The organism is Streptomyces coeruleorubidus (assembly GCF_008705135.1).
Lineage (GTDB): Bacteria > Actinomycetota > Actinomycetes > Streptomycetales > Streptomycetaceae > Streptomyces > Streptomyces coeruleofuscus.
Genome location: NZ_CP023694.1, coordinates 488,310 through 512,134, shown reverse-complemented (window position 1 = coordinate 512,134; position 23,825 = coordinate 488,310). Strand labels below are relative to the sequence as shown.

General features: G+C 68.7%; 25 protein-coding genes and 1 pseudogene. 16 read left to right on the top strand and 10 right to left on the bottom strand.

The genetic code is table 11. From position 1 onward, the window contains the following. Nucleotides 1-9: 9 nt before the first annotated feature. Nucleotides 10-489 (bottom strand): MarR family winged helix-turn-helix transcriptional regulator, encoded by a 480-nt coding sequence (locus CP976_RS02465; RefSeq protein ID WP_373304886.1) that lies wholly within the window; start codon nt 487-489, stop codon nt 10-12. A gap of 63 nt (nt 490-552) precedes the next feature. On the opposite strand from CP976_RS02465, the pseudogene CP976_RS02460 reads away from it, so the two are divergent. Then, nucleotides 553-681 (top strand): annotated as a pseudogene (locus CP976_RS02460) (2-oxo acid dehydrogenase subunit E2); the annotation flags it as partial. Between the two features lie 127 nt (nt 682-808). On the opposite strand, the gene CP976_RS02455 reads toward CP976_RS02460, so the two are convergent. Then, complete coding sequence (locus CP976_RS02455; RefSeq protein WP_150478795.1) at nt 809-1,843, bottom strand: zinc metalloprotease; 1,035 nt, start codon at nt 1,841-1,843, stop codon at nt 809-811. A 273-nt stretch (nt 1,844-2,116) separates the two neighbouring features. On the opposite strand from CP976_RS02455, the gene CP976_RS02450 reads away from it, so the two are divergent. Continuing rightward, entirely contained in the window at nt 2,117-2,635 is a 519-nt protein-coding gene (locus CP976_RS02450; RefSeq protein ID WP_229875865.1) for a YrhB domain-containing protein, read from the top strand. A gap of 88 nt (nt 2,636-2,723) precedes the next feature. Here CP976_RS02450 and CP976_RS02445 read toward each other — a convergent pair whose 3' ends face one another. The 3 genes from CP976_RS02445 to CP976_RS02435 all read right to left on the bottom strand — a co-directional run bounded on the left by CP976_RS02445 (nt 2,724) and on the right by CP976_RS02435 (nt 5,173). Beyond that, complete coding sequence (locus tag CP976_RS02445) at nt 2,724-3,380, bottom strand: hypothetical protein (RefSeq protein WP_150478793.1); 657 nt, start codon at nt 3,378-3,380, stop codon at nt 2,724-2,726. A gap of 122 nt (nt 3,381-3,502) precedes the next feature. Continuing rightward, on the bottom strand, nt 3,503-4,684 hold the full coding sequence (locus CP976_RS02440) for an adenosylhomocysteinase (protein ID WP_150478792.1): 1,182 nt from the start codon (nt 4,682-4,684) through the stop codon (nt 3,503-3,505). 240 nt (nt 4,685-4,924) lie between these two features. Further along, nucleotides 4,925-5,173, bottom strand: coding sequence for a hypothetical protein (locus CP976_RS02435; protein WP_150478791.1), 249 nt, complete (start codon nt 5,171-5,173; stop codon nt 4,925-4,927). Nucleotides 5,174-5,247: 74 nt separating this feature from the next. Between CP976_RS02435 and CP976_RS02430 the strand changes: the two genes are divergently transcribed. Beyond that, a complete protein-coding gene (locus CP976_RS02430; protein ID WP_150478790.1) occupies nt 5,248-5,937 on the top strand; it encodes a TetR/AcrR family transcriptional regulator in 690 nt (229 codons plus the stop codon). Nucleotides 5,938-5,951: 14 nt separating this feature from the next. On the opposite strand, the gene CP976_RS02425 is transcribed toward CP976_RS02430, so the two are convergent. Next, complete coding sequence (locus tag CP976_RS02425) at nt 5,952-6,380, bottom strand: SDR family oxidoreductase (protein ID WP_150478789.1); 429 nt, start codon at nt 6,378-6,380, stop codon at nt 5,952-5,954. Nucleotides 6,381-6,754: 374 nt separating this feature from the next. Then, entirely contained in the window at nt 6,755-7,465 is a 711-nt protein-coding gene (locus CP976_RS02420) for an SDR family NAD(P)-dependent oxidoreductase (RefSeq protein ID WP_150478788.1), read from the bottom strand. 197 nt (nt 7,466-7,662) lie between these two features. Between CP976_RS02420 and CP976_RS02415 the strand changes: the two genes are divergently transcribed. The 3 genes from CP976_RS02415 (at nt 7,663) to CP976_RS02405 (ending at nt 8,813) form a co-directional block, all read left to right on the top strand. Further along, entirely contained in the window at nt 7,663-7,899 is a 237-nt protein-coding gene (locus tag CP976_RS02415) for a TetR-type transcription factor C-terminal domain-containing protein (protein WP_229875868.1), read from the top strand. Between the two features lie 268 nt (nt 7,900-8,167). Next, entirely contained in the window at nt 8,168-8,446 is a 279-nt protein-coding gene (locus CP976_RS02410; protein WP_150478787.1) for a LapA family protein, read from the top strand. A 34-nt stretch (nt 8,447-8,480) separates the two neighbouring features. Further along, entirely contained in the window at nt 8,481-8,813 is a 333-nt protein-coding gene (locus CP976_RS02405; RefSeq protein ID WP_150478786.1) for an amphi-Trp domain-containing protein, read from the top strand. Nucleotides 8,814-8,838: 25 nt separating this feature from the next. Here CP976_RS02405 and CP976_RS02400 read toward each other — a convergent pair whose 3' ends face one another. Together CP976_RS02400 and CP976_RS02395 are read right to left on the bottom strand one after the other, a co-directional pair. After that, entirely contained in the window at nt 8,839-9,675 is an 837-nt protein-coding gene (locus tag CP976_RS02400) for a class II glutamine amidotransferase (RefSeq protein WP_150478785.1), read from the bottom strand. Between the two features lie 166 nt (nt 9,676-9,841). Further along, a complete protein-coding gene (locus tag CP976_RS02395) occupies nt 9,842-10,207 on the bottom strand; it encodes a hypothetical protein (protein WP_208838922.1) in 366 nt (121 codons plus the stop codon). Nucleotides 10,208-10,548: 341 nt separating this feature from the next. Here CP976_RS02395 and CP976_RS02390 point away from each other — a divergent pair, with 341 nt between their 5' ends. From CP976_RS02390 to CP976_RS02370, 5 genes are all read left to right on the top strand, one after another. After that, nucleotides 10,549-11,634 (top strand): S-(hydroxymethyl)mycothiol dehydrogenase, encoded by a 1,086-nt coding sequence (locus CP976_RS02390; protein WP_150478784.1) that lies wholly within the window; start codon nt 10,549-10,551, stop codon nt 11,632-11,634. Next, nucleotides 11,634-12,266, top strand: a complete 633-nt coding sequence (locus tag CP976_RS02385; protein ID WP_150478783.1) for an MBL fold metallo-hydrolase — start codon at nt 11,634-11,636, stop codon at nt 12,264-12,266. The genes CP976_RS02390 and CP976_RS02385 overlap by 1 nt, the downstream gene beginning before the upstream one ends. Before the next feature lie 305 nt (nt 12,267-12,571). Continuing rightward, a complete protein-coding gene (locus CP976_RS02380) occupies nt 12,572-12,934 on the top strand; it encodes a bifunctional 3-phenylpropionate/cinnamic acid dioxygenase ferredoxin subunit (protein WP_150478782.1) in 363 nt (120 codons plus the stop codon). Next, nucleotides 12,931-14,094 (top strand): NAD(P)/FAD-dependent oxidoreductase, encoded by a 1,164-nt coding sequence (locus CP976_RS02375; protein ID WP_150478781.1) that lies wholly within the window; start codon nt 12,931-12,933, stop codon nt 14,092-14,094. The genes CP976_RS02380 and CP976_RS02375 overlap by 4 nt, the downstream gene beginning before the upstream one ends. Nucleotides 14,095-14,225: 131 nt before the next feature. Continuing rightward, the gene (locus tag CP976_RS02370) at nt 14,226-15,359 is read left to right on the top strand and encodes an aromatic ring-hydroxylating oxygenase subunit alpha (RefSeq protein ID WP_150478780.1); all 1,134 of its coding nucleotides are present in this window, start codon (nt 14,226-14,228) and stop codon (nt 15,357-15,359) included. Nucleotides 15,360-15,427: 68 nt separating this feature from the next. On the opposite strand, the gene CP976_RS02365 is transcribed toward CP976_RS02370, so the two are convergent. Continuing rightward, the gene (locus tag CP976_RS02365; protein WP_150478779.1) at nt 15,428-16,225 is read right to left on the bottom strand and encodes an IclR family transcriptional regulator; all 798 of its coding nucleotides are present in this window, start codon (nt 16,223-16,225) and stop codon (nt 15,428-15,430) included. A gap of 152 nt (nt 16,226-16,377) precedes the next feature. On the opposite strand from CP976_RS02365, the gene betA reads away from it, so the two are divergent. The 5 genes from betA (at nt 16,378) to CP976_RS02340 (ending at nt 23,813) form a co-directional block, all read left to right on the top strand. After that, entirely contained in the window at nt 16,378-18,048 is a 1,671-nt protein-coding gene (gene betA, locus CP976_RS02360) for a choline dehydrogenase (protein ID WP_150478778.1), read from the top strand. A gap of 3 nt (nt 18,049-18,051) precedes the next feature. Beyond that, on the top strand, nt 18,052-18,888 hold the full coding sequence (locus tag CP976_RS02355; protein ID WP_150478777.1) for a methylenetetrahydrofolate reductase: 837 nt from the start codon (nt 18,052-18,054) through the stop codon (nt 18,886-18,888). Nucleotides 18,889-19,234: 346 nt separating this feature from the next. Further along, nucleotides 19,235-20,704 (top strand): aldehyde dehydrogenase family protein, encoded by a 1,470-nt coding sequence (locus CP976_RS02350; protein WP_150478776.1) that lies wholly within the window; start codon nt 19,235-19,237, stop codon nt 20,702-20,704. 20 nt (nt 20,705-20,724) lie between these two features. Continuing rightward, on the top strand, nt 20,725-21,804 hold the full coding sequence (locus CP976_RS02345; RefSeq protein WP_150478775.1) for a quaternary amine ABC transporter ATP-binding protein: 1,080 nt from the start codon (nt 20,725-20,727) through the stop codon (nt 21,802-21,804). Continuing rightward, nucleotides 21,804-23,813 (top strand): ABC transporter permease, encoded by a 2,010-nt coding sequence (locus tag CP976_RS02340; protein WP_150478774.1) that lies wholly within the window; start codon nt 21,804-21,806, stop codon nt 23,811-23,813. The genes CP976_RS02345 and CP976_RS02340 overlap by 1 nt, the downstream gene beginning before the upstream one ends. Nucleotides 23,814-23,825: the final 12 nt, after the last annotated feature.

The following is a 23,825-nucleotide window of genomic DNA, read 5'->3' as shown; positions in this document are numbered from 1 at the left end:
TCGGACCGATCAGGCGGAGTGGTCGCCCAGACGTCGGGTGAGGGCCGCGAGGGCGCCGAGCGCCGAGCCGAGGGCGTCAAGGTCGCCGTCGGTGAGGGTGCGCAGCGCGGACGCGAGCTGCGCCGCCGCGATGTTCTGCACCTCGCCGATGCGCTGACGCGCCTTGGCGGTGACGCACAGGTGCGCCACACGCTTGTCGGTGTCGTCCTGACGCCGCTCGAGCAGGCCCGCTTCGGTGAGGCGGGTGACCAGGGCGCTGACATTGTTCGGCATCATCCGCAGCGCCTCGGCCGCCTCGTGGACGGTCGCCCCGTCGTGCTCGGCGACGTACTGAAGCAGGGCCAACTGCCGCTCGGGGAGCTTGGGATAGGGCAGTTGCCGGTCGATGCTCTGCTTGACGTACCGGTTCAGCGCGGGCAGGCACGCCACGAGGCCTGCGGCCACATGGTCGACGCCCTGGCTCGTGTGAGCCTCACTGATACCGGTCACGCCGCCAAAGTTACCTATGACAAGAAACCTATGTCAAAATACTGACTGGCGGTCGCGGCCGAGGTACGCAAGGTCGTTCACCTGTCGCTGACCTTCGACCACCGCGTCTGCGACGGCGGCACCGCGGCCGGATTCCTACGCCATGTGATCGCGCGCAGCACTGCAGCCGAAGACCCCGGAACAAGCCGATGAGGCCTCCGAAATGAAGGGCCGCGGCAGGCGGCGGCCACCGGATGCGACACGCTCTGTCAGCGAGGGCGCCGTGCGGTGCCGAGCCACTCGTCGGTGGTGCCGGCAGACATGGCGTCCCCTGCTCGGCTCAGTCGGCGCCTGCGGTCTGTGCGGCGGCCAGCGCCTCCACCCGGCTGCGGTATGCCTCGACCAGGTTGCCGCCGTTCGATTCGGGAAGGCTCTCCGTGCCGACCCCGGCCCCGATCGACTGCAGGACCGCGTCGGCCCGGGCCTGAAGGCCCGCCAACTCATCCGCCGTGTGCGGGTACAGCAGGTTGAGCCCGCGCTTGTCGCCGTTCGACAGGCTCTGACCATTACCGGTCGGCGCGCAACTGCTCGGGTTGGACTTGTAGAAGAATGGCGGGAACCGGTACAGCATCACGGATTGCGGGTCGAAAGGCCCGGCGACGACATCCGGGTCATCCTCGGTGCGAAGGTTGTGATCCACCTTCGCGCGCGGCCATCGGTTCGGCTCACCCGCGAGGTACGTGTAAATGCCGGGGCGCCGGCCTTGGAAGTCCGCCACGAAGACGCCGTCCTCATCCCGTGTGGGAACATACCCGGCTTCGTCATCCCAACGGAATTCGTTCTCGCAGGTGCCGCGCATGTTCTGGTGGGAGTGGTGGAATCCGAGTGCGTGCAGGAACTCGTGACGCACGGTGCCCTCCCACTGGGCGGGCCTGTTCACCGCGTAACGCCCGAGGTTGAGGCTGCGCTGTCCGGGATTACCCCCGACCGGGCCGCCGCCTCCCGCGCCGATGGTGCGATCCGTGCTGTCGGTGCCGACCAGGGAGAAATAGCCTTGCATGTCGAAGCTGACTCGGATTTCGGCGGCGAAGGCGGTATCGGCTGTGGTCCATCGCCGGAACGTTCCGGTCGCCGCGTCGTGACCGAAGTCGAGTTTCAGGTTGCAGGAGTCGGTGATCTGCGTCGTCGCTCCTGCGATGTCCGCGTGCAGCTGTTCGTCCCCGTCGAGAAACGCGACCCGCACGGTCGAACCGGGGGTCCACCGCGAGATGTCGGTGACCAGGAACTCCAGGCCACCGGCAGCCGATGCGCGCCTCCAGCGATCCCGCACTTCGATCGCCGCGACGACGTCATCCGGGAGAGATTCGAGTTCCATGGTGCATCCTTTCGCATCACGTTCGAAACGGTCCCCCCGACCGCTCTGACCATGGATGGGCTGCCCGGCTCGACGCGCGAGCGTGCCGACATTGGAAACTCACGATCCAGTATGGTCCGAGTGAAGATATGGCGCGACTTTATTATCGCTTCGAGTAGTTCGAAATTCACCGAAAGCTGCGCGTTACAACAGCCCTGCGCCCGCCTTGGATTTGGGCTCACTCTCGTTGCGCCGTGGTGCAAGATGAGGAGCGTGGTTACCAAGGAGTGCGCCGTGGAGCTGGTAAAGGCCCTGCTGTCGAGACAGCGGCAGGAGTCACCATGGATGGCGCGACTCCCCGAGCTCGCCGTCGACGACGTAAAGGAGCACGCTCTCGGGTGGTTGGTCGTCTGGCAATCGGTGGAGTACATCCGCAGCCGCGACATTGGGAAGATGTCGGTGGGCCACGGGCCCTACCTGGTGGACCGGCAGGACGGGAGTATCCACCACATCCCTGCCACCACATACGCCGCCGATGTCTGGGAAGACCTCTACCTCCAGCAGATCAGGGGCGTCCGGCCGCACGATCCGCTGGCCGCGGCTGTTGAGGCGCTCGTGCACTCCGAGGGGACCATGGCCGCAATGCGCCACCTGCGGAAGCACGCCCCGCAGTTGGGGCTGCCGCAGGCGAAGGCCTATGTCATGGCCGTCCGGGACGGAGACGATCCCCCGGAGGAGTTGGTCGACCTCGCCCGGACACCGGAGAGGTGCCCTCCGCCGTCCATCAGCACCCTGGCCGGCCCGGTTCAGTAACGGTGGCTCAGAGGACGGGATCCTGGCCGTGCGGCCGGCCCTCGCCGGGAGAGTCAGCGGACCATGATGCCGATCACCGCCCAACCGATCATCGTTCCGGTTGCTCAGCCTTCCGGACGCCGTCGAGTTGGAAGCGCCAGACGACCGCGATCGGGGAGTCGTCCAAGGCCGCGGCCGACGCTTCCGGGCACCAGTGCAACAAGTCCCAGGACATATGGGCCGGGAGTGGGTCCGGGGCGGTTTCGGGATCGAGGGAGTGGCGCGGGCGGCGGGGTTCCTCGCATTGCCTGACTTGGAAGCCCAGGGGGAGAGCTGCGGCGAGGTAGGCGCTGAGCGGGCGGTGGTGCTCGGTGAGGAGGGACGGGCGGCCGTCCGGGCCGGGACGGCGGGCCAGGGTCGGCCGGAGGTAGGACACCAGCAGGTGTGCGTCCGAGATCACGAGGCTTCCGCCGGGGCGCAGAACACGCGCGAACTCCGCCAATACGCGCTGCTCAATGTCGATCATCTGGTTGCCAGGCGCGTCATAGTGCGGCGCCCAGGATCGGTAGACGTCGGTCACGCTGATCGTGCCCGGACTCGCCGTGACCCCCTCGGCCTGCGCGAGGGCGGGCGTGTCCAGAAGGGCGCGGATCTCTGCGATCCGGGTTTCGACGAACGCCCGGCCGGCACTTCCTTCCCTGAAGCCACGCAGCAAGGCGGCACCCTCGATGCCCAGCAGATATCCCAGGGGACTCAGATAGGTCATCCAACGGACGGTACGGACACATACTCCGACCGCTCCATCGGTTTTCCCCTGCTTCAGGGAGTGTCCGCACAGTCCCGCCTGCCCTGCGACGCCCGGCACGCTCCCTCAAGCTCTTCGAGCTGTCAGATATGGCTCAGCATGGACACCAGGCCGGTGGCGACGCTCCGGTCGATGGGCTCGGGGACGGCCTGTACGCCGGGCTCGAGGGGCTGGTCCGTGGTCGTGGCGAGCGCGGCGAGGCTGCGGGCCTGGAGGGTGAGTCCGAGGTCCATCGCCTGGATCGGATTGCCCTTGGCGGCCGTGAGGTTGATCATCTTGGTGTCGGCGAGCACGACCAGTTCACGGCCGTCGTCGAGGCGGTGGACGGCGCGTTCCTGCCCGCTGGCACCCGATCGCCGCACGGACCGCGTGCGCTCGGCGAGCGCGGCCGTGTCCAGCTCCCACGGCATGTGTCCGACCCCGGCGATCACCGCACCGTCCCGCAGGACGTCCAGCTCGGCTGCGCCGATCACTCCTGGGTGGCCGGTGGCCAGGAAGAGCAACTGGGTCCGGGGCAGGAGATCGCTCAGCTCTCCGACCTGGTGACCCGCCATCAGTGCCTCCAGAGCGCGGTAGGGGTCGATGTCCGCCACCGCGACCCGGGCGCCCAGATGGGCGAGGGTGTCGGCGACCCCTCGCCCGCAGGGACCGTAGCCGACGACGGTCGCATGCGCTCCGGGCAGCATGAGGTTGGTGGCGTTCATGAAGCCCTGGACCACGCTCTGGCCGACGCCGAACTCGTTCTCGACCAGCAACTTGAGCCGGCTGTCGTTGATGACGACTACGGGGAATGGCGGCGGGGAGTTCCAGGACCGGATGCGCAGGCCGCCGGTGGTGGTCTCCTCGGTGGCTCCGATGAGGCCGGGAAGGCCTCCCCGAGCCATCACGGCCTCGATCAGGTCCGCACCGTTGTCGAGGATGAGGTCCGGCCGGGAGTTCAGTACCTGCGCGATGTTCCCGCGGTGCTGGTCGAGGTCGTCGGATCGGTGGCCGATGACGGTGACGCCGGCGGCGCGCAGTGCGTCCGCGGTGTCCTCCTGAGTGGTACCGGGGGAGCCGGTCAGGGTGACCTGCGCGCCCGCCTGGGCCAGGAAGGACACCAGGACAGCGGTCTTCGGCTCGATGTGCAGACAGATCCCGATACGCCGTCCCGCGAACGCGGCCGAGTGGGTCTGCATGGTGGCCGCGAGCAGCGGCATGTGACGGGCGGCCCACTGGGTGTCGTCGTGGGAGATCGTGCAGCGGACGGGGGTGGTTGTTGGCATGACGAGGTTCCTTGGCTGACGAGGTCGGTGAGGTGGGCACAGATGTGCCTTGGAGTCGAACCGACTTGTCAGCCGTAGAACTGGCTGAGATAGGAGTGATCACCGAAGATCCACAGTCGGCGGCTTCCACCAGTCATGATCATCTGGCGGGCCTCCTCTCCGGACGCGGTGACACATGCCTACGCAGCGACGTTATACGCATAACCTGACTGCGGCAAGAGGTCCTTGATTGCTGCGCGCTCACCACCAGCGGGGTTCCGGGTTCTTCAGAACGCAGTGGCAGGGTGCCGGGCTGGATGCGGGTGGAACTGCCGCAGCGGCCAGGGTGGTGCCGGTGAGCGTCCGCACCATCTGCGTCAGGTCTTCGACGGTCAGGTCCTCTCCGTCGCACAAGCGGACCAGGGCGTCCCGGAACGCCTCGACGAGACGTGCCGCGCGGGGGTCGGACGGCAGCGGGTGGAGGTTCGACGGGTCGGGAGTCGGGGTCATGTCTATGCTCTCCGGTTCACCTCGGCTGGCGCAACCAAACTGGATAGGCCAATCCGATTGATAGGCTGGCTGGTATGAACTCTGGCGCCCAGCACCCCGACGGTCCCGCTCAGCCTCTGCGCAGTGACGCCGAGCGGAACCGGGAGCGGATCATCGCCGCCGCGCGCACGGTGTTCGCGCGCGACGGGCTGAGCGCCTCCATGGCCTCCGTGGCCCGCGAGGCGGGGGTCGGCATCGCCACCATGTTCCGCCGCTTCCCGACGAAGGAGGAGCTGGTCGACGCCGTCTTCTCCGACCGCATGGACGCCTACGCCGACGCGGTCACGGTCGCCCTGGAGGACCCCGACCCCTGGAACGGTTTCGTCGGTTACATCGAGGCCGCCTGCGCGATGCAGGCCGCCGACAGCGGCTTCGCCGACGTCCTGACCATGACCTTCCCCACCGCCAAGGCCCTGGAGCAGCGCCGCAACGAGGCGTACCAGGCCATGGTGCGCCTCATCGACCGGGCCAAGGCCACCGGCCGCCTGCGCCAGGACTTCGACCCTTCGGACCTGGTCCTGATCCACATGGCCAACGCCGGCGTCGTCAACGCAACAGGCGACGCCGCCCCGGACGCCTGGCGACGCGTCGTCGCCCTGTTCATCCAGTCCCTCGAGGCTCCGGCGCGCGGCCCCCTGCCCGCCTCACCCGGGCACGAACCTCTTTACAAGGCCATGCTCCGCGCCGGCCAGGGCACCACCACACCGCCGGGCAAGAGCAGCTGACCTCAGCGGCGCACTCAGCCGAGGAGACTGCCGCCGGTGGCGTCGAGGGCCGCGCCGGTGATCCAGCGCGCTTCGTCGGTGGCGAGGAAGACGATCGCGTCGGCGACTTCATCCGGCTCGCCGATGCGCTTGAACGCCGACAGCTCGGCGGCGTTGTTGACGAGGATGTCCAGGGTGGTCTGCCCGGTGTGCTGCTTCAGGCCGGCCTCCAGGCCGCGGAAGAGCTGGTCGATGTCGCCGAGGACGCCCAGTTCCGCGCCGAGTGAGAAGGCCCGGCCGCCGTCCTTCTCGATGAGTTCGACGGTTTCCTGGGCGGCCTGCTGGTTGCGTGCGTAGTGCACGGCGACCAGGGCTCCCTCACGGGCCAGGCCGATGGCCGTGGCCCGGCCGATACCGCGGCTGGAACCGGTGACGAGAGCGGTCTTGCCGCTGAGCTTGTTCATGACGATGGCCTCTCGTGGAAGTGATGGAACCGTGGCGCCAGACGTCGGGGAGCACCTGCCATTCGGCGACGCTCCCTGGCGTGGGCCTCAGTCGGGGATCGGTGCCGGGTCGACATAAGACGGATCGGTGGTCGTGGTCATGAGGGTCTGCTCCTCGAAAGGTGGGGGGCGGGCCGATGGGGCATCAGCAGGCCGAGGAGGTCAAGGCATGAACCCCTCACCGGACTTGGGGCCTTTGACGACGCCGGAGGCCGTGAACGGGGGTCGTCGGCAATGTCCAGCGGAACGGAACCCTTCTCCTCGATCGCGCCGCGGACCGGAACACCGCGGCGCGATCGGGGTTCGACGAGGGGCGGGCACGGCTCGGTGCGCTGTCAGCCGCGGGGGAAGCCGTCGCCGAGCTTGAAGACGAGTTCGGCCTGATCACGCTTGGTGGTGTGCAGTTCCCAGTACAGGGGGGAGATCTGCTCGGGCGTGGCCACCGGTATGCCGGGGACGACGGAGTCGGAGTCGCCGATCGCCACGTCGATGCCGACGTGGGCGGCCTGGATGCCGGTGCCGGCATCGGCCAGCTCCTTGTGCAGGTTCATCACCCAGTTGCGCAGCGCCGCGGCGGCGGCGTTGACGTTGGCGACCCGCGGGTCGGGCCAGATCGACCCGGCGCCGGTGGTGTAGAGCAGGGTGCCCGCGCCGGCCTCACGCATCGCGGGCAGTACCGTCCTGGTGGCGGTGATGGCCCCGTACAGCTGGAAGTTCATCTCGAACTCGACATGGGACGGTTCGGTCTCGGCCGGAGCGGTCAGTGCGGTGACACCGAGCTGTCCCACAGGGGAGTACTCCAGGACGTCGATGCCACCGAAGTGGGCGGCGGCGTCCTTGAGTGCCTGGGTGAGTGCGTCGCGGTCGAGTACGTCCGCGGGGAACGCGGCGGCGGTGATGCCCTCGGCGGTGAGCTTTCCGGCGAGGTCGTCGAGCTTGCCGCGGTTGCGGGAGATCAGGGCGACGTCGAGCCCCTGGGAGCCGAAGGTGCGGGCGATGGCCAGGCCTAGCTGGGGGCCGGCTCCGACAATGGCAATGCTGGTCACAGCAGAGTCCTTTCGGGATGAGGTGGCACTGGAAGGCCAAAATATGGATAGCGCTATCCGATTCTTCTTCATTCGGATAGCCCTTTCCGCTTCACGTCACCACCGTACCACGGAACCGGATAGGGCGATCCGCTTGTCGTCGGCGTGCGGCACTCCCGGTCGGGTCCGGCCTCGGATGGCTTACGGTGAGCTGCGGGGTGGATGGGGAGGTCCTTCAACGGCGCGCCGCCTATGAACAGGCCTTCAGGACGCTGCTCAGTGAAGGCGTGCAGGCCGGGCGCTTCAGCGTCACCACGGTGAAGTTGACCTCCTACGCGATCCTGGATCCAGGGATGGGCGTACCTGTCTGGTACCGCGAGGACGGTGACCTGACGGAAGATCAGGTCGTCTACCAGTACGGCGACTTCGCCCTGCGGCTGGCCGGCGCGCGCTGAGTGGTGGGGAGTGTCCGCTCGAGCGGAGCGCTCTCGGTGTGAACCGAATCCAGTTCAAGAGGAATAGTGGTGGCGCTGTGGCGTCGCGGTGAACGTGCCACGTGGCGCGTCAGGCGCGTTAATAGCCTCAGCGGATCCGTCGAGCCCTGGTCCGGCTGGCGGCCAGCGGGGCTGCCCGGCCCCGCGTCGGGGCTGGGGCTCTCGGTAGCGAGCCGTGGGCTGGAAGAGGAGGCTGGATGAAGGGGGCAACGCGAGGGAGAGACGTCTCATGGCTCGAACAAGCACAGACAGAACAGACCAGAAGCCGCACACACCGTTCCTTTCTCGCCCCGGTGTCCGCCGCCTCATGCCGTTCGTTCTGATCACTGCAATCGCTCTGGTCTTCATTTTCCAAAACCGCGCGAGTACCGAGATCCGCCTGCTCATCCCCGAGGTGACCATGCCGCTGTGGGGTGCCCTTCTGATCGCCTGGGCCCTCGGCATCCTCGCCTGTGCCTTGACTGTGCGCCGGCGCCGGGACCGACATTCACGACGACCGGGTGTGTGATGTCCCGTCGGAGCGATGAAGATCGGAGACACCCATGAAGGACCTCAAGTTTGAGCAGAGGCGCTCCCTGTCACGTCTCGAGGCGGCTGACCAGCTCACGGCACTCGCAGCCGCGCTCAGGGAAGGCGGGGAGGCCGAACTGGAACTCAGCCCCGGAACGCTGAGCCTGCGGATCCCCGACGACCTTGGCAGCGAGATAGAGGTCGAGATCGGTGAGGGGGAGATCGAGCTGGAGATCGAGTTCAAGTGGCCGACCGCACCGACCCGGACGGCATCATCGCGTACGGCCACAGGCACAAAGGGGGCCACGACGCGGAAGAGCGTCCCCGCCAAGCCAGGGAAGCGCTCCGCTACGAAAACGGCCTGAGCCACCTGCTGGAACAGTCCACGCGTCATGCCGGCTCTGGGGCGAAGGGATGCAACTCGTCGGCTCCGGCATGGACGACGCCGTAGGTGCTCTCGGGTACTTCGTTCCAGGCACCAGGCAGGTCGCCGAGTGGTTCGGACACGATGAGGCGGGTCTCGTCGGACACCTCCTTCAGGAACGCCGCTTCGGGGTGCAGCCTGCGCAGTGCATCCACCCGGGTGCTGTAGAACAACGACCGGGAAGCGCCCTGGCTCGAGTAGCGGAAGGCCCATACGCGTTCGCCGTCGGTCACGGCGATGGTCATCTGGAGCGGGAACTCGACCCCGTGGTCGTGACCGCTGCGCTCCACCACTCCCACCATCCGGGCCACAGCGCCCGGCGGATCCTGATCCAGGCCGAAGGTGATCGCCAGGTAGAACATCATCTCCGAATCCGTCGTTCCTTCGATGTCGGAGTACAGCTCGGGATCGACGAGCAGGGACAGCTCGCGGCGCATGAGGTGGAAACCCGTGATGGCACCGTTGTGCATCCACATCCAGCGGCCGTGCCGGAAGGGGTGGCAATTCGTCTGCTGCACCGCTGTGCCGGTCGACGCCCGTATGTGGGCGAAGAACAAGGGGGAGCGGACATGATCCGCGATCTCCCTCAGGTTGCGATTGTTCCAGGCAGGGCCGATGTCCCTGAGCAAGGCCGGGGTGCCGATGTTTTCCTGCGGATACCATCCGATGCCGAAACCGTCGCCGTTCGTCGTCTCGACACCCAGTCTGGAGTGGAGGCTCTGATCGATCAGCGAGTGAGCCGGTTTGTAGAGGATGGTGTCGAGGAGCAGGGGTGTTCCCGAGTAAGCGAGCCATCGGCACATGAGCGATCACCCGTCCTGGCTCGTTGTATCCGGCCGATACCATTTTCGTCTCCCTCGCTCCGCATCGCCATGTGGGCGTCACGGAGTACCGCGGGCCGCTAGCCGAGCCAGGCCTTGACCTTCTCGCGGTTCGCCTCGATCCACTTCTTCGCCGCCGCCTCCGGTGTCATCTTGTCGAGCGCGATGTACCTGGCGACTTGCCGAGGCCTCCGCCGTCGTAGTCGAACGCGAGTCGTACCTCGTGCCGTCCCGGCGCCAAGGGCTCGCCGCCGCGCACGGTGTACAGGTTCATGCCGAAGTAGTTGTAGGCGTAGGCCGGCCTGCCCTCGGTGAAGTACAGGGTCCAGCCACCGAACCGGCCGCCCTGCGCGATGATCACGCCCTCCGCCGTCGTCTCCGGCAGGTCGACGTCGGCCGTGATGCTGTGCGAGCGGTTCTTGACGTTGAGTGTGGTCTCCTCGGTGAACCGCCGCATTCCCGCGCGGTAGGTGACGGAGGCGCGGTCGCCGAGCAGATCGATACGGCCGGCCACGGCGGGGTTCTCGCGCTCCGTGACCCGGTCGTCCAGGGGGAATACCTGGTACTTCGCCGCCTCGCGGTCCGGCCGGTCTGGCTGATGTGGCGGCGTGGGCCGCTCTCGCCTGCCGCACAGGCGTTCATCGAGGTGGCCCGCGAGGTCTTCACGCGCCCGGTGGCAGCGTCGCCGGAGGACGACGAGTACTGACTCGCTCAGACATGAGCACTCGCGCCGACCGCGTGGTCGCCGAGCCTTGACCCGTGGTCCGCGCTCCAGGATGCTGTGTTGCGAAACATGAGATGTGTGCCGTAATGAGCAACGTCTGATTCAGATCTCGTACCAGTCGAGGAGTGGCCATGGCTCACCAGGTCCGTGCTGTCGTCGCGCGGGGCAAGGGCGCCCCCGTGAGTCTGGAGACAATCGTCGTTCCCGACCCGGGCCCGGGCGAGGCGCTGGTGAAGGTCGAGGCCTGCGGGGTCTGCCACACCGATCTGCACTATCGCGAGGGCGGCATCAACGACGACTTCCCCTTTCTCCTGGGCCACGAGGCCGCGGGCGTCGTGGAGGCGGTGGGGGAGGGTGTCACCGACGTCGCCCCCGGCGACTTCGTCATCCTCAACTGGCGGGCGGTGTGCGGCCAGTGCCGGGCCTGTCTGCGCGGACGGCCCTGGTACTGCTTCAGCACCCACAACGCCAAGCAGAAGATGACCTTGACCGACGGCACCGAGCTGTCGCCGGCCCTGGGTATCGGCGCGTTCGCGGAGAAGACGCTGGTGGCGGCAGGCCAGTGCACCAAGGTTGACCGGGCCGCGTCGGCGGCCGCCGCCGGACTGCTCGGCTGCGGAGTGATGGCGGGCATCGGCGCCGCCATCAACACGGGCAATGTCGGACGCGGCGACAGTGTGGCCGTCATCGGCTGCGGCGGCGTCGGGGCCGCGGCGGTCGCGGGGGCCGACCTGGCGGGCGCAGGGAAGATCATCGCGGTGGACATCGACGACGCCAAGCTGGCCACCGCGAGGAAGCTGGGGGCCACCCACGCCGTCAACTCCAAGGAGGCGGACGCGGTCGAGGCGATCCGTGAGCTGACCGGCGGCTTCGGCGCCGACGTCGTCATCGAGGCCGTCGGCCGCCCGGAGACGTACAAGCAGGCCTTCTACGCCCGCGACCTCGCCGGCACGGTCGTGCTGGTCGGGGTGCCCACCCCCGAGATGAAGCTCGAACTGCCGCTGCTGGACGTGTTCGGGCGCGGCGGCGCGCTGAAGTCCTCCTGGTACGGCGACTGCCTGCCCTCCCGCGACTTCCCGATGCTCATCGACCTCTACCTCCAGGGCCGGCTGGATCTGGACACGTTCGTCACGGAGACCATCGCGCTGGACGAGGTCGAGAAGGCCTTCGAGCGGATGCACGGCGGCGATGTCCTGCGCTCGGTGGTGGTTTTCTGATGGGAGGCGCCCGCATCGAACATCTGGTCACCTCGGGGACGTTCTCCCTGGACGGCGGCACCTGGGACGTCGACAACAACGTCTGGATCGTCGGCGACGACAGCGAGGCCGTCGTCGTCGACGCCGCACATGACGCCGCGGCCATCGCCCGAGCGGTCGGCGGACGCACCCTGCGGGCCATCGTGTGCACGCACGCCCACAACGACCACATCGACGCCGCGCCCGAACTCGCGGCACGCACGGGTGCCCCGATCCTGCTCCATCAGGATGACCTCCCGCTGTGGAAGCAGACCCACCCGGACCGGCTGCCGGACGGGGAGCTGGCCGACGGCCGGGTGCTCGCCGTGGCGGGCATCGAGCTGACCGTGCTCCACACCCCGGGGCACGCCCCAGGTGCCGTCTGTCTGTACGCGCCGGCCCTCGCCGCCCTCTTCAGCGGCGACACGCTCTTCGCGGGCGGGCCGGGGGCGACGGGACGGTCGTACAGCCACTTCCCGACGATCGTCGACTCGATCCGGGACCGGCTGCTGACGCTGCCGGGCGACACCGTCGTGCATACCGGACACGGGGAGACGACCACGATCGCGGCCGAGGCGCCGCACCTCCAGGAGTGGCTCGACCGGGGATTCTGACCGCCGTCCGTCGAACAATGCACGCCCGCTCTCGGCCACACCGGCCGATGAGGCGGGCGTGCGTGCGCGTGCGCACCCGGAAGGGGAAACGGGCGGCTGGGACGCCCCTTCGGCCAGGCATAGAGGCCGATTCGGGCGTCGCATCCTCTCCGGTCGAGTTCCCTGCTGCGCTTCGAGTTGTGTGATGTGCAACCCAAGGAGGCGGCTCAATCGGCCGTCTGAACGCCTTGACAAGGGTTTCGGGGCAACCTCAGACTGATGTTGCGCTTACCGCAATCCGTTTCGCTATACGCACCGAGGTGGTCATGATGATTCCCGCGTGCCCTCTGGCGGATCTCCCGCGAGGAGAGGCCTTCCGGCTCGAGATCGACCCGCCGGTCTCGGTGTTCCACACCGAAGACGGTGAGCTCTTCGCCATCGACGACACGTGCACCCACCAGGACGCCTCGCTCGCCGACGGCTGGGTGGAGGACTGCTGGGTGGAATGCCCGCTGCACGCCTCGAAGTTCAACCTGAAGACCGGTGCCGTCGACGCCCCGCCGGCCAAGCTCCCCGTCCGGACCCATGAGGTCGTCGTCGAGGACGGCATGATCTACGTACGGCTGTCCGAGGCCGCTCCCAATCTGCCGCACTGCGTCGCAGCCAGGCTCGCCGGGGTTCCCGCGTGAGGACGGTCGCGGTGGTGGGCGCGTCGCTGGCCGGTCTGTCGGCGGCGCGCTCCCTGCGCAAGCAGGGCTACGACGGGCGGCTGGTCGTCATCGGAGACGAGCTCCACCGTCCCTACGACAGGCCGCCGCTGTCCAAGGAGTTCCTGGCCGGCACCGTCGACGAGACGGAGCTCGCGCTGGAGGTGGACGGCGAGGATCTGCAGGCGGAGTGGCTGCTCGGCGTCCGGGCCACCGGACTCGACCGTACGGAGCGTGCCGTCCGGCTCGCCGACGGCCGGGAGGTCCGCGTCGACGGCCTCGTCATCGCGACCGGCGCCGCCGCGCGCACTCTGCCCGGCTCCGAAGGACTGTCCGGGGTGCACGTCGTGCGCACGCTGGACGACGCCCGTGCCCTGCGGGCCGAACTCGCCCAGGGCGGACGGCTGGTGGTGATCGGCGGTGGATTCATCGGTGCCGAGGTCGCCTCCACCGCGCACCTCCTCGGGCTCGACGTGACGGTGGTCGAGGCGGCCCCGACGGCGCTCGCCGGACCACTCGGCGAGAGCATGGGCGCCATCGTCTCCGCGCTCCACGCGGATCACGGGGTACGGCTGTTGTGCGGCGTCGGGGTGAAAGGGCTGAGCGGTGAGCGCCGGGTGGACGCCGTCCTCCTGGAGGACGGCCGCGGCATCCCGGCCGACATCGTCGTGGTCGGTGTGGGCGCACGGCCGTGCGTCGAGTGGCTGGCGGGATCCGGCGTCGCACTCGACAACGGGGTGAAGTGCGGTGCGGACGGCCGTACCAGTCTGGCCGGCGTGGTCGCCGTCGGCGACTGCGCCAACTGGTACGACCCGCATGCGGGGGCATATCGGCGCGTCGAGCACTGGACCGGCGCGCGGGAGCGCCCCGACGCCGCGGTCGCCACGCTGCTCGCGGGCGGCGCGACGGAGCCGGGGGCGCCCCGGCCGCCGTACTTCTGGTCCGACCAGTACGGCATGAAGATCCAGTTCGCGGGGCACGCGGCGGGCGCCGACAGCGTGACGGTCGAGGAAGGCGCCCCGGACGACCGCAACGTCCTCGCCGTCTACCGGCGCGCAGGTCAGCCGGTCGCCGTACTCGGCATGAACCAGCCGCGGCTGTTCACCCGCTGGCGCAAACAGCTCGGCCGCACGACATCTTGACACCGCCGCCGAGGCATCCGATGCTGCGGTTGCACATGGCACGCAGCGTTGCTTCATACACAACGCCGTCCGGAGTCGCTCTTCCCGGCGCGTGAGTGAACCGATCCACGACGTTTCCCGAGGAGTGCACCGTGACCTCGACCAGCCTGCCGGACAGCCTGATCGCCACCCTCCCCGGCACTTCGTACACCGATCCCGCCATCTTCGCGCAGGAGCAGGAGTTCATCTTCGAGTCCATGTGGTTCTGCGCCGTGCGCTCGTCCGAGCTGGCGAAGCCCGGCGCCTTCCGGACCGTTGACGTGGGCCGCGAAAGCATCCTGGTCACCCGCGCGAGGGACAACAGCATCCGTGCGTACTTCAACGTGTGCCGGCACCGCGGAGCGCGGCTCTGCACGGAGGAGGCCGGCGAGGTCAAGCGGGCCTTCCAGTGCCCGTACCACGCCTGGACGTACGGCCTGGACGGCAAGCTCGTCGCCGCGCCCAACCTCACCAAGATGCCCGACGTGGGCCGCACCGAGTACGGCCTGACGCCGGTGGCGACCCGTGAATGGCTCGGCTACGTCTGGGTCTGCCTGGCGGAGAACCCGCCGTCCTTCGAAAAGGACGTCATCGGGGAGGTCGTCACCCGCCTCGGCGACGCCGAGGCGATCGAGCGCTACGGCATAGAGAGCCTCTCGGTCGGCAACCGGATCACCTACGACGTGAAGGCGAACTGGAAGCTCATCATCGAGAACTTCATGGAGTGCTACCACTGCGCCACGATCCACCCCGAACTCACCGAGGTACTCCCCGAGTTCGCGGACGGGTTCGCCGCCCAGTACTACGTCGGCCACGGTGCCGAGTTCGGTGAGGAGGTCCAGGGTTTCACCGTGGACGGCGGCGCGGGCCTCGACCGCATTCCGGGCGTCGCCGAGGACCAGGACCGCCGCTACTACGCGATCACCGTCAAGCCGCAGGTCTTCATCAACCTCGTCCCCGACCACGTCATCTTCCACCGCATGTACCCGGTGGCCGTCGACCGCACGATCGTGGAGTGCGACTGGCTGTACATGCCGCACGTCGTCGACAGCGGCAGGGACGTCAGCCGGTCCGTGGAACTCTTCGACCGGGTCAACAGGCAGGACTTCGACGCCTGCGAGCGCACACAGCCGGGGATGGGTTCGAGGATGTACGCCAAGGGGGGCGTCCTCGTGCCCAGTGAGCACCACATCGGTGCCTTCCACGACTGGGTGCACGAGCGCCTGGGCACACACCCGCCGCAGTAGCGGCTCCGGCGTGCGCGGCCCCGACCGGGCGGCAATCGGCGGTGGCGGTATGGCGGAGGGCGGGCCGCTCAGCCCAGGTAGCCCATCCGGTGGCTGATCTCCTCGGCACTCTTGATCAGCCTCGGCGCGAACTCGTGCAGGCGCTCCTCGGTGAGCCGGTAGGAGGGTCCGGAGGCGCTCAGTGCCGCGACGACCTTGCCGTCCCGATTGCGGATAGGGGCGGCCATACCGTGGAGGCCGACCTCCAGTTCCTCCACAGCCGCGGCGTAGCCGCGTTCACGGGCCTCGGCGAGGTTCTTCTCGAGCTTCGACTTCGCGGTGATGGTGTACGGGGTGACCTTCTTCAGCCCGGCCTCGGCCAGCAGCGCGGCGCGGTCCTTGGCGGGCAGGTGAGCGAGCAGGATCTTGCCGCTCGACGTGGCGTGCAGCGGCGTCAGCTGGCCCACCCAGTTCTGCGCGGTGACGGCCCCCGGACCGCGCACCTGGTACAGGTTGACCGCGTAGTGCTCCTGAAGAACGGCGATGTTGACCGTCTCGCCGATCTCCTCGGCCAGGTCCTCGCAGACCGGCCGGCCCTGCTGGGTGATGTCGATGCGCCCGGTCACCGCTCCGGCCAGGCGCACGATGCCGAAGCCGAGCCGGTACTTGCCGCGCTCGCCCGCCTGCTCCACCAGGCCGCGCGCCTCCAGGGCTCCGAGCAGACGGAACGCGGTCGACTTGTGCACGTCGATCTCGGCGGCCACCTCGCTGACACCCGCCTCGCCACGCTGCGCGAGGATCTCGAGGACGCTGATGGCGCGGTCGACCGACTGCACTCCTCCGGCGCCCGAACTCGAGTTCTGGGTTTCGAGACTGTAGTTGCTCATAGCGCAACTATACCCTCAGTAAACAACGCCACGCCAAGTAATCGTGATCACCTCAAGCTCACCGCAAGTTGCGCAAGTCGCAACCTGGTGCGTATAGCGATACTGCCGTTAGCATGCCTCGCGTATCTACGGCGCGAGCGAGACGAGGCAGCATGGCTCCCTTCCAGTACGACTTCGTCATCGTCGGCGGCGGTTCGGCCGGCAGCGCACTGGCGAACAGACTCTCCGCGGACCCGGCGAACCGGGTGCTGGTCCTGGAAGCCGGCCGGTCGGACTATCCGTGGGATGTCTTCATCCACATGCCCGCGGCGCTGACCTATCCGATCGGCAGCCGGTTCTACGACTGGAAGTACGAGTCCGAGCCCGAGCCCCACATGGGCGGCCGGCGCGTCTACCACGCGCGCGGCAAGGTGCTGGGCGGTTCCAGCAGCATCAACGGCATGATCTTCCAGCGCGGCAACCCCATGGACTACGAGCGCTGGGCGGCCGACGCCGGGATGGAGAGCTGGGACTACGCGCACTGTCTGCCGTACTTCCGGCGGATGGAGAACTGCCTCGCGGCCGACCCCGACGACGAGTTCCGCGGCCACGACGGCCCTCTCGTCCTGGAGCGCGGCCCGGCCACCAACCCGTTGTTCACCGCCTTCCTCCAAGCCACGCAGGAGGCGGGCTACGCCCCCACCGACGACGTCAACGGCTACCGCCAGGAAGGCTTCGCCAAGTTCGACCGCAACGTCCACCGCGGACGCCGTCTGTCCGCCTCGAAGGCGTACCTCAAGCCCGCGATGAAACGGCCGAACCTCACCGTCACGACCCGCGCCCTCGTCACGCGCGTCCTCTTCGAGGGCAAGCGCGCCGTCGGCGTCGAGTACCGGCGCGGCCGCGGTGCCCTCCAGCAGGTCCGCGCCGAGGAAGTCATCCTCTGCGGCGGCGCCATCAACTCCCCGCAGCTGCTCCAGCTCTCCGGCGTCGGCAACGCCGGGGAACTGAGCGCCCTCGGCATCGACGTCGTCCAGGACCTCCCGGGCGTCGGCGAGAACATGCAGGACCACCTGGAGGTCTACGTCCAGTACGCCTGCAAGCAGCCGGTCTCCATGCAGCCGTACATGGCGAAGTGGCGCGCCCCCTTCATCGGGCTGCAGTGGCTCTTCCGCAAGGGTCCGGCGGCGACCAACCACTTCGAGGCGGGTGGTTTCGCCCGTAGCAACGAGGACGTCGAGTATCCCAACCTGATGTTCCACTTCCTGCCGGTCGCGGTGCGCTACGACGGCTCCTCGCCCGCCGGTGACCACGGCTACCAGGTGCACGTCGGGCCCATGTACTCCGACGCCCTCGGCTCGGTGAAGATCCGGAGCAGGGACCCGCGCGAGCACCCGGCGCTGCGCTTCAACTACCTGTCCACCGAGCAGGACCGCCGCGAGTGGGTCGAGGCCATCCGGGTCGCCCGCGATATCCTCGGCCAGCCCGCGCTCGCCCCCTACAACGGCGGAGAGGTGTCGCCCGGGCCCGCGGTGGAGACGGACGAGGAGATCCTCGCCTGGGTCGCCGAGGAGGGCGAGACCGCACTGCACCCGTCGTGCACCTGCAAGATGGGCACCGACGAGATGTCGGTCGTCGACCCGGCGGACATGCGGGTGCACGGCCTGGAGGGCCTGCGGGTGGTGGACGCGTCGGTGATGCCGTACGTCACCAACGGCAACATCTACGCGCCGGTGATGATGATCGCCGAGAAGGCCGCCGACCTGATCCTCGGCAAGGAGCCGCTCGCGCCGTCGAAGGCCGCGTACTACCGCCACCGTGACGCACAGAAGCAGGACGGGTAGACGTTGGGTGCCGCAGGGCTGAGGGCGCTGCTGGACAGCGTCCGCTACGAGGTGCTGCCCGCGAAGCCGACCGAGGACCAGGTTCTCGCGCATGTCCCGCGCGATGTCGTCGTGACGGTGACGGCGTCGCCGGTCAGGGGCCTGGAGCCGACCCTCGCTCTCACCGGCCGGCTCGCGGGACACGGCTACCGGGTCGTCCCGCACGTGCCGGCGCGGCTGCTGCGGGACGACGCCCACCTGAGGGAGGTCGTCGACCGGCTCCGTGCGGCCGGTGTGAACGACGTCTTCGTCCCGGCCGGTGACGCCGACCCGCCGGCCGGGACCTACGCCGGAGCGCTGCCGGTGGTGCGTCGGCTGACCGAGCTGGGCCGGCCCTTCACCCGGGTCGGTGTCACCGGCTATCCCGAGAGTCACCCGCTCATCCACGACGACGTCACCGTCCAGGCCATGTGGGACAAGCGCGAGCACGCCACGTACATCGTGAGCAACCTCTGCTTCGACCCGCGCGTGCTGGGCCGGTGGATCGTTCGTATACGACACCGGGATGTGTCCCTGCCGGTGCATGTGGGCGTCGCGGGGCCCGTGCAGCGGGCGAAGCTGCTCGCGATGGCGACCAGGATCGGAGTGGGGGAGTCGACGCGCTTCCTGGCCAGGCATCCCTCGTGGTTCCTGCGGTTCGCGACGCCCGGCGGCTACTCACCCGAGAGGCTGCTCACGCCCGCGGTCGCGGATCTCACCTCGCCGGCGGCGAAGGTGGTGGGCCTGCACCTGTTCACCTTCAACCAGATCGCCGAAACGGAGCGGTGGCGCCGCGCGCTGCTGGACCGCCTCGGGGCGTGAGAGCGGGCGCCGGACGGGCGGGCTCCGTGCCTTCGCGTCCCGCCCTGCCGTACCGAGGGAAGAGCGGCTGAATATGTAACACGGATTTTCCCGTCCGTGTCCTGATCGGACACGTCGCAGCGGCCGCTCGTGAAGGATCGCCCTTGAGTCGATCACCGAGCTGCCGGCTCTCGGCAAGTCGCCCGAGTTCCCGAGCAGCGACGGCGTCGAGGGAGAAGTGGCTGGTGGCCCGTGCGCTATCGTCACGAGTCAAACTCTTGACGTCTGTCTGGACATTCGCCAGGGTGTTCCATCACAAGCAATCGAATGCGCGATGCGCAACGCACTCCGGCTGAAGGGCTTGCCCGTGGCAGACCTGTACGTGGCAGGTGAATGGCGGGAGCCGGTGGCCGGTGGACGCCGGGAGATCCGCTGTCCGGCCGACGGCACGCCGACAGCGACCGTCTCCGAGGGGACCCGCCCCGACGCGGAGGCGGCGATCGTCGCGGCCCGCCGCGCCTTCGACGAGGGACCCTGGCCACGCACTCCCGAGCGGGAGCGCGGGGCGCTGCTGCTGCGGACGGCCGACATCATCGAGCGCGATGCCAAGGAGTTCGCGCGCGCGGAGTCGCTGGACACCGGCAAGCGGCTGGTGGAGAGCGAGTACGACATCGCCGATGTCGTCTCCTGCTTCCGGTACTACGGCGGGCTCGGCGGCACCGACGCCGGGCACGTGATCGACACGGGCCGGGACGACGCCGTCAGCCGTGTCGTGTACGAACCGGTCGGCGTCTGCGCGCTGATCACTCCCTGGAACTACCCGTTGCTCCAGGCGTCCTGGAAGGTCGCCCCCGCCCTTCTCGCCGGGAACACCTTCGTCCTCAAGCCCAGTGAGCTCACCCCTTCCACGTCGATCCTGCTGATGAGGGCACTTGAGGAGGCGGGGCTCCCGGCCGGCGCCGCCAATCTCGTCCTGGGCGGCGGACCCGAGGTGGGCGCACCGCTCGCCGAGGACCCGGCTGTGGACATGGTCTCGTTCACCGGCGGTGTGGAGACCGGGAAACGGATCATGGCCACCGCCGCCGCGACCGTGAAGAAGGTCGCGCTGGAGCTCGGCGGCAAGAACCCCAACGTCGTCTTCGCCGACGCCGACTTCGAGACGGCCGTGGACTTCGCTCTCACGGCCGTCTTTCTGCATTCAGGTCAGGTCTGCTCGGCGGGCGCACGGCTGATCGTCGAGGATTCTCTGCACGACCGCTTCGTCGAGGAGGTCGTCCGGCGCGCCCGGCGGATCCGGCTCGGCGGCCCCTTCGATCCCGAGGCCGACACCGGAGCGCTGATCTCCGCGCAGCACCTGGCGAAGGTCGAGGCCTACGTCGCCGCCGGCCTCGCCGAGGGCGCCGTGCTGCGCTGCGGCGGCGAGCGGCCCGGCGACCCGGCCCTCACGGACGGCTACTACTACCCGCCGACCGTGCTCGACGAGTGCCGGCAGGACATGCGCGTGGTCCACGAGGAGTCCTTCGGCCCCGTGCTCACCGTCGAGCGCTTCACCGACGAGGACGACGCCGTACGCATCGCCAACGACACCGAGTACGGACTCGCCGGAGCCGTCTGGACGCAGGACGCCGGCAAGGCCCAGCGGGTCGCCCGGCGGCTGCGCCACGGCACGGTGTGGATCAACGACTACCACCCCTATGTGCCGCAGGCGGAATGGGGCGGCTTCGGACATTCGGGCGTGGGCCGGGAGCTGGGGCGGGCCGGCCTGGACGAATACCGAGAACCCAAACACATCTGGCAGAACATCCAACCCCGGCCGCAGCGCTGGTTCCGCGGCTGAACGCCGAAAGAAGGCCGAACGTGACCACACAGACCGAGGTGTCGCAGCGGCGCGGCACGGATTCCGGCTCCACCCCGGTCATATCCGTGCGCCGGCTGTGGAAGGTGTTCGGACCGAAGGCCGACCAGGTCCCGGACTCCGAGGAGCTGCGCGGCCTCGCCCGCCGTGAGCTCATGGACCGAACAGGATGCACCGCGGCCGTACGCGACGTCCATTTCGACGTCTCGCCCGGCGAGGTCTTCGTCGTCATGGGCCTGTCGGGATCCGGCAAGTCCACGCTGGTGCGATGTCTGACCCGGCTCATCGAACCCACCGCGGGTGAGATCGTCTTCGAGGGCGAGAACATTCGTGAAGCGGACGACAAGCGGCTGCGCGAGCTGCGGCGCAGCAAGTTCTCCATGGTCTTCCAGCACTTCGGGCTGCTGCCGCACCGCCGCGTCGTCGACAACGTGTCGTTCGGTCTGGAGATCCGCGGCATGGGCCGGGCCGAACGCACCAAGCGAGCCCTGGAGGTCGTCGAACTGGTCGGCCTCGAGGGCTACGAGAACTCCTTCCCCGACCAGCTGTCCGGCGGTATGCAGCAGCGCGTCGGCCTCGCCCGTGCCCTGGCCGGCAATCCCGACGTGCTCTTCTTCGACGAGCCGTTCTCCGCGCTCGACCCGCTGATCCGCCGTGACATGCAGAACGAGGTCATCCGCCTGCACCACGAGGTCGGCAAGACCATGGTCTTCATCACCCACGACCTCTCCGAGGCCCTCAAACTGGGCGACCGCATCCTCATCATGCGCGACGGCAAGATGGTCCAGTGCGGCACCGGCGACGAACTCGTCGGCGCCCCGGCCGACGACTACGTACGCGAGTTCGTCAAGGACGTGCCGCGCGGCGACGTGCTCACCCTGCGGTGGATCATGCGGCCGCTCAAGGACGGCGACGCCCTGGACGGTCCCGAGATGGGCCCCGACGTCGTGGTGCGGGAAGCCACCCGGGCCGTACTGGCGGCCGACAAGCCGGTCAAGGTCGTCGAGAACGGCAAACTGCTCGGCATCGTCGGCGACGACGAGATCCTCGCGGTGGTCGCCGGCCAGGACGGCGACGTGTGATGACCGTCGCGATGGAGAAGCCCGAGAAGACGGAGAAGCCTGAGCCCACCGGGCCCGACGGGCCCGCCACGTCCGTGCGCAGGGTCAGCCGGCGTACGGCCGTCGCCGCGATCCTGGTGGTCTGGCTGCTGCTCTTCGCCGTGCTGCGCGGCAGACAGACGCTTGACCTGGCGGCGGCGGACCTCACGGATCTGCACCGGTGGTTCAACGACGCCAACGACTCCATCGGTGCCAACCGCAACTCCAACCCGCTCTTCCTCTACTTCTTCAACGAGATCCGTCTCGTCATCGACACCCTGGTGACCTTCGTCCAGGAACTGATCTCACAGCCCTCCGCGGGCCGCCCCCTCCCGCAGATCGGCTGGCTCGGCGTCGTCGGCATCGCGGGCTTCGTCTCCTGGGCGGTGGGCAACTGGCGGGTCGCCCTCCTGGCCGTCGCGGGCTTCACCTTCATGGGGCTCCAGGGGCTGTGGCAGGAGAGCATGGACACCCTGGCGCTCACGCTCTCCGCGGTGTTCGTGGCACTGCTGTTCGCCATCCCGCTGGGCGTGTGGGCGGGGCTGTCCGACCGGTTCAACCGGATCGTGACGCCGTTTCTGGACTTCATGCAGACGATGCCGACCTTCGTCTATCTGGCCCCGCTGACCTTGTTCTTCCTGATCGGCCCGGCCTCCGCCACCATCGCCACCATGATCTACGCGGCGCCGCCGGCGATCCGCATCACCGCACACGCCATCCGTTCCGTACCGGAGACGACGGTCGAGGCGGCCGACTCACTGGGCGCCACGCGGCGGCAGTCCCTGCTCAAGGTCCTGCTGCCGATGTCCAAGCGGACCGTGGTGATGGGCGTCAATCAGACCATCATGGCCGCCCTGGCCATGGTGACCATCGCGGCCCTGATCGACGCGCCCGGACTGGGCAAGACCGTCATCCAGGCCCTGCAGTCCCTCGATGTCGGCACGGCCTTCAACGCGGGGCTGGCCATCGTCGTCATGGCCATCGTGCTGGACCGGGTCACCACCGCCGCCAGCGCACGCGAGGAGACCGCCCGGCGCTCCGGCGGCCGCTTCCTCAAGTGGCGGCGGCCGCTGCTGGGCGCGGGAGCGGTGGTCACGGCAGTGCTGGTCTACATGTCGCACACCTATGTGTGGGCGGCGGAGTTTCCCGGCGAGGCCGGCCTCGGCAGCTCCATCGCGAGGGGTGCCGACACCGCCACGACCTGGGCGCAGGACAACCTGTCGGGTCTGACCAACGCCTTCCGCGACGCCCTCACCAACGGCCTGCTCAACCCGTTCCAGACGCTGCTCACCGACTCCCCGTGGTGGCTCGTCGGCGTGGCGCTGATCGGCCTCGGCGCGGTCCTCGGCGGCTGGCGCGCCGGGGTCACCGCGGCGGTGTGCGTAGGACTGCTGGTCGGTACGGGCGTGTGGTCGGACGCCATGACGACGCTGGCGTCGACCGTCGTCGCCACGGTGCTGGTGATGGTGCTCGGCGTCGTCTTCGGGGTGTGGATGGGGCGCAGCCTGCTCGTGGACCGGATTCTGCGGCCCACCCTGGACGCGGCGCAGGTCATGCCGCCGTTCGTCTATCTCGTTCCGTTCCTCGCGCTGTTCGGCGCGACCCGGTTCACGGCCATCGTGGCCGCGATCGTCTACGCGGCGCCGGTCGCCACGAAGATCATCGCGGACGGGGTCCGGGCCGTGCCGGCGGCCACCGTGGAGGCGGCCACGTCCGCCGGATGCAGTACCTGGCAGCTCATCACCAAGGTCCAGCTGCCGATGGCACGAGGCGCCCTGACGCTCGCGACCAACCAGGGCCTGATCTACGTGCTGTCGATGGTCGTGGTGGGCGGCCTGGTGGGCGCGGGCGCCCTCGGCTACGACGTCGTGGCCGGATTCTCACAGGGGCAGTTGTACGGGAAGGGGCTCGCCGCAGGGCTGGCCATCGTCCTTCTCGGAGTCATGTTCGACCGGATCACTCAGGCAGCCGCACGGCGCGTGAGCGCGTAAAGGAGCAACTGA